The sequence below is a fragment of the Polaribacter sp. genome (genome assembly GCF_965656025.1).
Lineage (GTDB): Bacteria > Bacteroidota > Bacteroidia > Flavobacteriales > Flavobacteriaceae > Polaribacter.
Map to the genome: position 1 here is coordinate 4,373 of NZ_CBFHJT010000050.1, position 10,967 is coordinate 15,339.

Annotated in this window: 8 protein-coding genes and 1 pseudogene; 1 reads left to right on the forward strand and 8 read right to left on the reverse strand. The window is 31.8% G+C overall.

Annotated elements, in window-relative coordinates; genetic code table 11:
• From ACTG3S_RS10095 to hutH, 3 genes and pseudogenes are all read right to left on the reverse strand, one after another.
• Nucleotides 1–450: pseudogene (locus ACTG3S_RS10095) on the reverse strand (imidazolonepropionase); the annotation flags it as partial.
• Nucleotides 450–2,447 carry a urocanate hydratase gene (locus ACTG3S_RS10100; RefSeq protein ID WP_439129235.1) on the reverse strand — a complete coding sequence of 666 codons (1,998 nt, stop codon included), beginning with the start codon at nt 2,445–2,447 and terminating at the stop codon, nt 450–452. The gene ACTG3S_RS10100 and the pseudogene ACTG3S_RS10095, both read right to left, overlap by 1 nt.
• 2 nt (nt 2,448–2,449) lie before the next feature.
• Nucleotides 2,450–3,946: a histidine ammonia-lyase gene (hutH, locus tag ACTG3S_RS10105; RefSeq protein WP_439129248.1), complete on the reverse strand. Its 1,497-nt coding sequence runs from the start codon at nt 3,944–3,946 to the stop codon at nt 2,450–2,452.
• A gap of 85 nt (nt 3,947–4,031) precedes the next feature.
• Between hutH and ACTG3S_RS10110 the strand changes: the two genes are divergently transcribed.
• A complete protein-coding gene (locus tag ACTG3S_RS10110) occupies nt 4,032–4,910 on the forward strand; it encodes a LysR family transcriptional regulator (protein WP_439129236.1) in 879 nt (292 codons plus the stop codon).
• A gap of 308 nt (nt 4,911–5,218) precedes the next feature.
• On the opposite strand, the gene ACTG3S_RS10115 is transcribed toward ACTG3S_RS10110, so the two are convergent.
• The 5 genes from ACTG3S_RS10115 to ACTG3S_RS10135 all read right to left on the reverse strand — a co-directional run.
• Nucleotides 5,219–6,631: a purine-cytosine permease family protein gene (locus tag ACTG3S_RS10115; RefSeq protein ID WP_439129237.1), complete on the reverse strand. Its 1,413-nt coding sequence runs from the start codon at nt 6,629–6,631 to the stop codon at nt 5,219–5,221.
• 17 nt (nt 6,632–6,648) lie between these two features.
• A complete protein-coding gene (locus ACTG3S_RS10120; RefSeq protein WP_439129238.1) occupies nt 6,649–7,797 on the reverse strand; it encodes an alpha-hydroxy acid oxidase in 1,149 nt (382 codons plus the stop codon).
• Between the two features lie 6 nt (nt 7,798–7,803).
• A complete protein-coding gene (locus ACTG3S_RS10125) occupies nt 7,804–9,177 on the reverse strand; it encodes an FGGY-family carbohydrate kinase (protein ID WP_439129239.1) in 1,374 nt (457 codons plus the stop codon).
• A 10-nt stretch (nt 9,178–9,187) separates the two neighbouring features.
• Nucleotides 9,188–10,468: a sugar isomerase gene (locus ACTG3S_RS10130; RefSeq protein ID WP_439129240.1), complete on the reverse strand. Its 1,281-nt coding sequence runs from the start codon at nt 10,466–10,468 to the stop codon at nt 9,188–9,190.
• Nucleotides 10,469–10,552: 84 nt separating this feature from the next.
• On the reverse strand, nt 10,553–10,967 hold a 415-nt coding region (locus tag ACTG3S_RS10135; RefSeq protein WP_439129241.1), incomplete at its 5' end, for an SDR family oxidoreductase.

Below are 10,967 nucleotides of genomic sequence, written 5' to 3' on the forward strand. Positions count from 1 at the left end.
ACCATATCCAGATTTAATTTCTACAGCACCTGTACCAAGTTGTATAATTTTTTCTAACCGAACTTTACTTTGATTGTACAAGTCTTTCTCTGAAGTATTCTGAAGTTTTTTTGCAGAATTTAAAATACCACCCCCATTGTTTGCTATTTCTTCGTAAGAAAGTCCTTTAATTCTGCTTACAAATTCATCTTCTCTATTACCGGCAAAAACTAAGTGTGTATGAGAATCGCACCAAGATGGTAAAATCATTTTTCCTGTGGCATTAATTATTTTACAATCTGTTTTGGGGCAATTCTCCATTTTACCATAATCTGCAATTATTTCATCTTCAATTAATAAGAAGGCATTTTTTATGGTAGGTAAAACACTCATTTCTTTTCCTGATAGAAAAGAAGTGTTTTGTGCTCTAACTTGAATTAATTCTTTGATATTTTTAAAAAGTACTTTCATTAAAATAAATCTTTTAAAATAGTTTCTTCAACTAAATTAGGTAAAGTAATTTTTAAATTTGGAGTTCTTTTCATTTCTCTTTTAATGGCAAAAATAGCTTCCTCATTTCTTGCCCAACTCCTTCTTGCAATTCCGTTATTAACATCATAAAATAACATGCTCTTTAATTTTTTTTCTGTTTCTTTAGTTCCATCTAACAACATGCCAAAACCACCATTAATAACTTCTCCCCAACCAACTCCACCACCATTGTGAATGGAAACCCAAGTTGCGCCTCTAAAACTATCTCCAATAACATTCTGTATGGCCATGTCTGCAGTAAATTTGCTGCCATCGTAAATGTTAGAAGTTTCTCTAAAAGGTGAGTCTGTACCACTAACATCATGATGATCTCTACCTAAAATAACAGGGCCAATTTCTCCGTTTTTTATAGCATTGTTAAAAGCTTTAGCAATTTTTACTCGCCCTTCAGCATCTGCATATAAAATTCTTGCTTTAGAACCTACCACCATTTTATTCGATTTTGCATTTTCTATCCAAGTGATGTTATCTTGCATTTGTAATTGAATTTCCGCTGGCGAATTTTGCATAATTTCTTGTAAAACAACAGCAGCTATTTTATCGGTTTTGTCTAAATCTTCTTGTTTACCAGATGCACAAACCCACCTAAAAGGACCAAAACCATAATCGAAACACATAGGTCCTAAAATATCTTGTACGTAGGAAGGATATTTAAAATCGATATTATTTTCTGCCATAACATCTGCTCCAGCTCTTGATGCCTCTAGTAAAAAAGCGTTTCCATAGTCGAAAAAGTACGTTCCTTTTTTAGTATGGTTATTTATCGATCTTGCATGTCTCCTTAACGTTTCTTGTACTTTTTCTTTAAAAAGTGTTGGGTTTTCTTTGATTAAAATAGTAGCTTCTTCATAACTAATATCAGTAGGATAATAGCCACCTGTCCAAGGAATGTGTAAAGAGGTTTGATCTGAGCCAATATGTATGAAAATATTTTCTTCATCAAATTTTTCCCAAACATCTACCACGTTTCCAATAAATGCTATTGAAATAACTTCATTGTTTTGTTGAGCAGCTAAAGTTCTTTCAACCAAATCATCAATATCATCAATTAAAAGATCTACCCAACCTTGCTCGTATCTTTTGGTTGCTGCTTTTCTATTTACTTCTGCACAAATAGTTATACAACCGGCAATGTTTCCAGCTTTTGGCTGTGCACCACTCATACCACCCAAACCAGCAGTTAAAAATATTTTTCCGTTCGGTTTTTCATCCTTCTTTAATATTTTTCTGAAAGCATTCATAACTGTAATTGTAGTTCCATGCACAATACCTTGTGGACCAATATACATAAAGGAACCAGCTGTCATTTGTCCATATTGTGATACTCCTAAAGCGTTCATTTTTTCCCAGTCATTTGGTTTTGAATAGTTGGGAATTGTCATTCCGTTTGTAACTACAACTCTAGGTGCATTTTTAGAAGATGGAAACAAACCCATTGGATGCCCAGAATATAAATGCAAAGTTTGTTCTTCTGTCATGTTTGCTAAGTATTGCATCACCAAAAGATATTGAGCCCAGTTTTGAAAAACAGCACCATTACCGCCATAAGTTATCAATTCTTCTGGATGTTGAGCTACATCTGGATTTAGGTTGTTTTGAATCATTAACATAATGGCTGCAGCTTGTTTGGTTTTTGCAGGATAATCTGTAATGGATCTTGCATGTATTTTATAATTTGGTTTGAATCTGTACATATAAATTCTACCAAATTCTTTTAATTCATTAGCAAACTCTTCTGCTAATTCTGTATGCCAATCTTTAGGGAAATAACGTAACGCATTTTTGATGGCTAGTGTTTTTTCTTCAACAGATAAAATGTCTTTCCTTTTTGGAGCTCTATTTGCATCCTTTGGATATTCTTTTCTTGCAGGAAGTTTACTTGGAATTCCTTGTAAAATTTGTGCTTTAAAATCCATTTTTATGTATATTTTACAATTAACTTTTGTGTTTTTACGAGTTTTATCAAGGCATTTATATCCTCTTTTAAAAGCCTATCATCTTCTAACTTATCTACTTTTTTTCTAATAATTTTAAAGTTTTCTTCAATAATTGTAGAAAAAGTATTTGGTCTTCTAAACTCTAAAGCTTGAGTAGCATAGAGCAACTCTATGGCTAGTATTTTTTCTAAATTACCTAAAATTTCATTGAACTGTCTTCCTGAAATACTTCCCATTGAAACATGATCTTCTTGTCCTAAAGAAGTTGGAATGCTATCTGCAGAAGGAGGGAAGCACAAGGATTTATTTTCTGTTACCAAAGCAGCAGTTGTGTATTGTGGAATCATAAAACCAGAATTTAATCCACCACTTTGAGTTAATAATCTTGGTAAACCATATTTACCTTCCAATAATAAGTAGCAACGTCTGTCTGCAATATTTCCTAACTCTGCAGCAGCAATAGAAGCATAATCTAAAGCCATCGCTAAGGGTTGTCCGTGAAAATTTCCACCAGAAATTGCCTCGGTTTCACTTAAAATAATTGGGTTGTCTGTAACCGCGTTCATTTCTATTTCTGCCAATTCTTTTAGGTGATAAAAAGCGTTTCTAGATGCACCATGCACTTGAGGTATGCAACGCATAGAGTAAGGATCTTGCACGCGTTCGCAATCTATATGAGAGGTAATATTTTGCGAATCTTTAAAAAGCATACGCATTCTTTTAGCAACTTTTAAACTTCCCTTAAAAGGTCTAATTTTATGTAATTCTTCCTTAAATGGAGATTTACTTCCTTTATAGCCTTCTATACTCATTGCTCCAGAAACATCTGCTAAATTTAGCAAATAGCTCATTTTTTTTAAGCCAATAATTGTATGAGCTAAAATAAATTGGGTCCCGTTTATCAAACCTAAACCTTCTTTAGCATGTAATTCTAAAGGTTTTAACTTATGTTGTTTAAGAATTTGTTTTGCAGGTACAATCTGTTTGTCAATCCAAAATTCGCCTTCACCAATTAAGGGTAAAAATAAGTGAGAAAGAGGTGCTAAATCTCCAGAAGCCCCAACAGAACCTTGTTTTGGAACCGTGGGTAATAAGTCGTTTTCAATAAAATATACAATGCGCTCAATTAGCTTTAGACGTACACCAGAATACCCTTGACATAACGCATGTACCTTGCAAATCATCATTATTTTAGAAAGATTTTTATCAATATTTTCACCTACACCTACTGCGTGTGTTATTAATAGATTTTTTTGAAGAAGATTGGTTTCTTTTTCTGAAATTTTAACATCACACAAAGGACCAAACCCTGTATTTATGCCATATACAACCTTGTTGCTTTTAATGATGGCTTCAACTTTTTTTCTAGATAAATTGATGTTTCCTTTAGCTTTGGTATCTATAACTGCTTTTAACTTACCGTTTGCAATTTCTATCACTTTGTGTAAGGTAAGTTTGTCTATTCCGTATTTAAACATCATTTTTTTAGAATTGTTAGTTTTCTACAAAGTTATTGTTACTTTTGATACTAATTAATACTATTTATTACCTTAAATAATAACTATGAGTTATCAAATAGAATTTAGACATTTAAAGTATTTTTTGGCAGTAGCTGAAGAGTTGCATTTTAGAAAAGCCGCGGAAAAACTATTTATTTCTCAACCAGGTTTAAGTAAGCAGATCAAGTTTTTAGAGGAGGAATTGGGTGTTGTTTTATTTGAAAGACATAATAGAAAGGTTGTTTTAACTAAGGTTGGTGAATATTTAAAAAAAGAATTTACCATTCAACTTAATTCACTTTCACATACTTTAGAAAACGCTAAATTGTTAGAAGATGGTAAAAAAGGTGAGTTAAAAATCGGTTATGTAGGTTCTGCAATGCAAGATGTAATTCCGAATTTGTTGTTGCAGTTTGAAAAAAATCATCCAGATATTTTGTTTGATTTAAAAGAGTTAGACAATAAAAAACAAATAGAAGATTTGATTTCTTTTAATTTGGATATTGGTTTTGTTCGTTTAGAAAGAGTACCAAGAAACTTAGAGATTTTACCAATTTTAAAAGAAAATTTCTGTTTGGTTTTACCTAAAAATCATAAAATTGATGCAGCAAATTTTATAAGTTTACATCAATTTAAAGAAGAACAATTTATACTTTTTGATGCTAATTACAGCGCATCATATTATGAAAAAATGATGCAAATTTTCGATGATTGTGGTTTTTCACCGTTGGTTTCACACAATACCATTCACTCAAGTTCAATCTTTAAATTGGTAGAAAATAACTTTGGAGTTTCAATAATTCCAAAATCTTTGGCGCAAAAAAGAGGTTATAAGATAAAGTTTATTGAGTTAGAAAATATAAAGCAAACAACAACATTATCTGTTTTGTGGAATAAAAATAACACCAACCCTATTTTAAAAGATGTTTTGAAATTGTTTTAAGCAACGAAGCATTTATAATAAACTATTTTTCTGCTTTAAAAATATTAATTCCATTCGAATTAGCAGTGTTTATAGCTTTTTTAAAGGGGCTATATCTGAAGATGCTCTTTCTGGAAAATGACCGACTTCAGATTTAGAACTTGCTGAATTTACTATGATAGATTGCTTAAAATTTGTTTTTTTATATTTAAAGAAAGAATTTTTATTTGCTTTTTTGCACAATTCTTTTTCCCTTTTGAAATTTTAAAAGGAATAGATAAATACAAGGCTAAAATGTTAAAAATGTTCTTTATTATATGCAACATACTTTATTTTTTATTTTGAATAATTTTACTAAAAATTAAAAACAATACACCACTTAATAACCAAGCAGGAAGTGTTACAAAAGACAAAAACACATCAAATTGAAGAGAAATAAAATAGAACAATCCAAAACTTATTGCCCAAGCAAATAGTACAGCATTATTTATTTTAATACTTGCAAACTCTGCGTAGTTTTTTTTAATTCCGAATTTTTCGGCAAAGAAATGTTCAAAAACTATTACCGCACCAACAGGTGCTAAAATAAAACCATATAAAGCTACAAAACCAAGTAGTTTCATTGCAAATGCTGGAAATAAACCAGCAATAGTTGCAATTGTACCTGCAATAATTGTTACCCAAAAAGTTGATGCTTTTGGTATAATGGCTTGAAAAGCTAAACCAGCTCTATAAATTGTTGGATTTGCTGTAGTCCAACCGGCTAAAACAACTGCAATAATTCCAAAAATACCCAATGCATTATTTGCCAAAGGCCCGGGAGCTACAGGTGGTGCTTCTCCATTATTTAAAAAAGTTAATGCTTCTGGAGATTTTAAATATACTGCATACAATAATGCTGCAGCGATCCATGCCATATAATGCCCAACATACATTCCTGCAGCTGTAGTCCATCCAGAACTTGCTTTTTTTGCAAATCTAAAAACAGATAAATCAGACATTCCAATATGCATTGCTCCATTTGCAAACCAAGACCAAATAACTACATGCCAAAATGTAAATTTAATTTGACCAGGAAACGGTTCTGAACCTTCTCCCCAGATATTCCAAAAATCAGATAAACTAGTTACGTCTAATTGATTTAATGCAACAATACCACAAGCTAAAAAGGCTAAAACAATTACTGGAGACATCCAGTTTGCGGCTTTAGAAACCGTATCATATCCTTTAGAAGCAATTAAAGAAATTACGGCACCAATTATTATTACAATAACAATCCAAGTGACTCCATTTGGTAATGTATCATCTAACTTTGGCATCTCCATATCAAAAGGAATTCCAACCGCAGTTGCAGAAACTGTAATCATAGAACCTGCTAAAAAGCAAAATAAGATTCCGTTTGCTAAATTGTATGCGGTTACTAGTTTTTTACCACAAATTTTTTCTAGTTGAAAGTAAAGCGTCAATCTGTTTTTAACAGCAATTTCTGCAGTTAAAAATCGCCAAGAAAGTACTGCTAATAAATTACCTAATAATAAACCAATTATTAAATCAAAAGCACTTACACCAGCTGTTAAAAAAAGTGGACCAATCATAAATTCTGTACCTGCAGCATGTTCACCTGCATACATGCCAAGAAAACTTCCCCAACCTTTTAACTTTGATTTTGGGACAGGTTCTCTTTCAAATTCACCACCAGCAACTTCCTCTATTTGATCTGACTCTATGCTAACTTGACTCATAATGTTTTTGATTGTTTTTATTTTATTAAATGATTTGGAAAATCTTCAACACGTTCGCAGCAAATTTGTTCCATCACTTGTTGTAATTCTGTTTTTAATAATGATATGGTATGATTTCCGCCATTTTTTCCTAAAGCAGAAACACCATACATAAAAGATCTGCCCATAAAAGTAAATTTTGCCCCAGAAGCTAATGCTCTTGCGGCATCAACACCAGAACGAATTCCACTATCCATCATTACTTCTATTTGGTCACCATATTTTTCTGCAATGGTTGTTAATGGTTTAATGGTAGATTCTCCAGCATCTAGTTGTCTTCCACCGTGATTAGATACAATAATTCCGTCTAAACCTAAACGAATTGCTTGTTCTGCATCATAATGAGATGCTACACCTTTTAAAACCAATTTTCCTTTCCACATATCTCGAATTGGTTTAATTTTTTCTTCATTTAATCGACCAGAAAATGTTTCATCCATAAATTTACCCAATTGCTTTAAATCTAAATCTTTGGGCATATAGGGCAATAAATTTGCAAAGTTTGGTATACCGTGTTTTAAGGTTTGTAAACTCCAATGTGGTCTTCCAAATGCTTGTAAGATGTTAGAGATGTTCATTTTAGGAGGCATTGCCAAACCATTTCTAATATCTCTTGGTCTAATTCCAAACGTTGGTACGTCACACAAAATAACCAAAACAGGGCATTCTGCAGCCTCTGCTCTTTTTATAATGTCATCTCTCAAACTATTTTCTGTTGGATGATATAACTGAAACCAAGCTTTACCTTCTGTTAGTTCTGCCGCTCTTTCTATGTTTGTGGTAGTTACTGTACTTAAAATAAAAGGAATATTATGATCAAAAGCAGCTTTTGCTAAAATTTCTGGCGAGTTTGGCCACATTAATCCCTGTAAACCAACTGGTGCAATACCAAAAGGAGCATCGTACTCGATACCAAATAATTTAGTTTTTGTTGATGAACCTCCATGATTTCTCAAGTAATTTGGTTTCAACTGTACCTCTCTTAATTCTGATGTATTTCTGATGAGATTTACATCTTCGTTACAACCACCATCTAAATACTCGAAAGCAAATTTTGGGATTTTTTTTCTTGCTTTATTGCGTAAATCATCTACCGACGGATAACGCGGATCTATTATAATTTCCATACATTTTTATTTGATAATAAAAGGAACATGTTTTTGTAAAGAATAATTCTTTTTTAAGAATTTTGAATTTAATTTTGTGTCTGATATAGAAATTGCAGCACCAAGGGCAGAGCCTAGAGAAGCCTTGGTTGTTCTCAACTTCATACCTCTTAAATAATGAGACAACAATTTAATATATAGGTCATTATCTGTGAATCCGCCGTCTACATATAAACGATCTATTTCTGCGGTATCTGCAATTCTCTTAATACTTTTTACTTGTAACTGAACCAACTCAATCATTAATTGATGATATGCTTGCTCGAAATTGTTGTAATAATATTTAGTTTTTTCGGGCATATTTTTATCTGAAAAAGATTTCCACCTAAAACAATAATCAAATTCTTTTATAATTTCAAAATATGCATCATAATCAAATTCTACAGTTTTGTGGTAGTCTTTGTCTACTTTAAATTTTTCTGATAATTCTTTTACTTGTAGCTTATATTCGTTTCCTAAAAATAACCTTGATGATTTTACAGGTTTGCCATTAATTCTCATATAATTGATGCAACCATTTTTGGTTTCTTCTTCCGTTAAAGGAACATCAGAAAAAGGATTTAAAGCAATAGACCAAGTACCTGTAGAAACTAAAACAAAAGGTTTTTTAATGCTTCTTACATAAGGTAATAAAGCTGATGAACTATCATGAATACCAACACCAATTTTAATTCTTTTGCCATTGTAATTCATATTTATACTGGTTTCTGTAGAAACAATTGGCGGCAGTATTTTATGAATTTCTTCTTGGTAAACCCAATTATGATAATCTTTGGTTTCATAATTCCATAAAGATGTATGGCAGCCTATACTTGTATATTCGCTAAAAGGAATTCCTGTAAAAATAAAGCTTAAATATTGTGGTAAATGCAAGGAGTATTTAATCTTTTTAAATATTTCTGGTTTGGTATGTTTTATCCAATACAATTGCATTCCAGAGTTTAAAAGTCCAGATTTTGGTGAACCTGTTGTTCTTGTAATTTCTAATTCAGGCCCATATTTTTTATAAAAATCATCAACGATATCTTTATTAATTTCTTTCGTATAATTATACAAAGGTGTCAACGGGTTTCCATTTTCATCAATATGAACAAAACTTGCTCCGTATGTAGAAAAGTTAATTGCTTTTATTGTAAACTCTTCACTTTTTATAATTTTATTAAAAAGTTTTTTTAACCATGTTTGTAAAGCTTTTAAATTCTCTGTTGGATAACCATCCTCATCCTTAATTTCATCAAAAGAAGCATATTCTCTGTAAACTTCTTTGTAATTTTTATCAAAGAGAAAAAACTTTTTATTAGTTTTCCCGATATCAAAAACGGCAGTAACTTTTTGTTTCATGGTTTTAATTTTACAATCCTGTTGCTACAGTATTTTTACCTCTTTCTTTAATTAAACCATCTCTTACTGCTAAATTTCTATAACTTTGTATTGGACTAATTGCGCCACCAGTTTGTAGCCTTGCAGCAGCCAAAAGTGGTCTTACATCTGTTCTATAAGCACCTTGTAAAATTTCTTGGCATTTTACAACATCGTTTTCTAACTGCGCTGCTTTTAATGCTTTTTGGTCTACTAATAATGCTTTTGCATAAGCTTCTTGGATTGCTTCTAAAGACTGAATTAAATCTTCTAAAGGATCTTTTACATTGTGACTTGCATCAATCATCCACGCTAAATCTGGATTTTGAGGGTTGTTTTGCATTCCGTAAACTAGCTCATTAAAAATTAAGAATAATGCGTAAGGTTTAATGCTACCAACGGTTAAATCATCATCTCCATATTTGCTATCGTTAAAATGAAAACCACCTAATTTACCTTTTAACATTAAAATTGATACAATTTGCTCTATGTTGCTATTTGGCAAATGATGGCCTAAATCTACTAAAGAAAATGCTTTTTCGCCACATTCATTTGCTAACATAAATGATGTTCCCCAATCTTGGATTACAGTAGAATAAAAGTTAGGTTCATAAGGTTTGTATTCTATTAACATTTTCCAATCATTTGGCAAATCTTTATAGATATCTTTTAAACTGTCTTGAGTGTTTTGCAATGCCGTTTGAAAATTATTTTGCCCAGGAAAACAAGAGCCATCTGCCAACCAAACTGTTAACGCTTTAGACCCTAGCTTTTCTCCAATTTTAATAACATCAATATTGTGTTGAATTGCTTGCTCACGAACTGTCTTACTTGTATTGCTTAAAGAACCGTATTTATAACTCTCTTTAGCATTTTTTTGATTTTGAAATGTGTTAGAGTTTACAGCATCAAACTTTATATTTAAAGCATCTGCTTTTTCTTTAATTGCAGTATAATCTGATGGAATATCCCAAGGAATATGCAACGAAACAGCTCCTGCAGTTTGTGTTAATGCATGTAAAATACCAACATCTTCTATTTTTTGTTCTAAAGTTGATGGCTCTCCATAAAACCCAAAACGCCCAAAACGAGTACCTCCTGCACCTAGAGCCCAACTTGGAATGGCTACTTGAAATTCTGATAATTTTGTTACAATTTCCTGGACATCAATACCATTAGAAGCTAATGAATCTGCTAAGAAGTTAAAATTTTTATTTTGTGAAGCAAGATTTTTTTTATTATCGTCTTCTATATGTTGTTTGCTTAGTTTCATAAAATATTGTTTTAAATAAAAACTTCCATAAATTTTACATTCTCTATGGAAGTTTTATATGTAAATGTAAGGTTGATTTTTTAATTACCTTACAAATGCATTTGCCATTCCACCATCTACATTAATTATGTTTCCTGTAGATTTATCTAAAATTCCTACTAAAGAAAATACACCATTTGCAATATCTTCTGGTCTAATTATTTCGTTCAATAAGTTTCGTTTTGCATAAAATGCTGGTAATTCTTCAACAGTAATTCCGTTTGCTTTTGCTCTACCTTCTGCCCAAGCACCTTCCCAAATTTTGCTTCCAACAATAACACCATCAGGGTTTACTGTATTTACTCTAATTTTATCTTTTGCTAATTCTGCAGCTAATAAACGTACCATATGTTGTTGGGCTGCTTTTGCAGTTCCGTAAGCTACGTTATTCGGGCCTGCAACTAATCCGTTTTTACTTGCAATAGCAATGTAATTACCCCCTAAACCTTGCTTACGCATT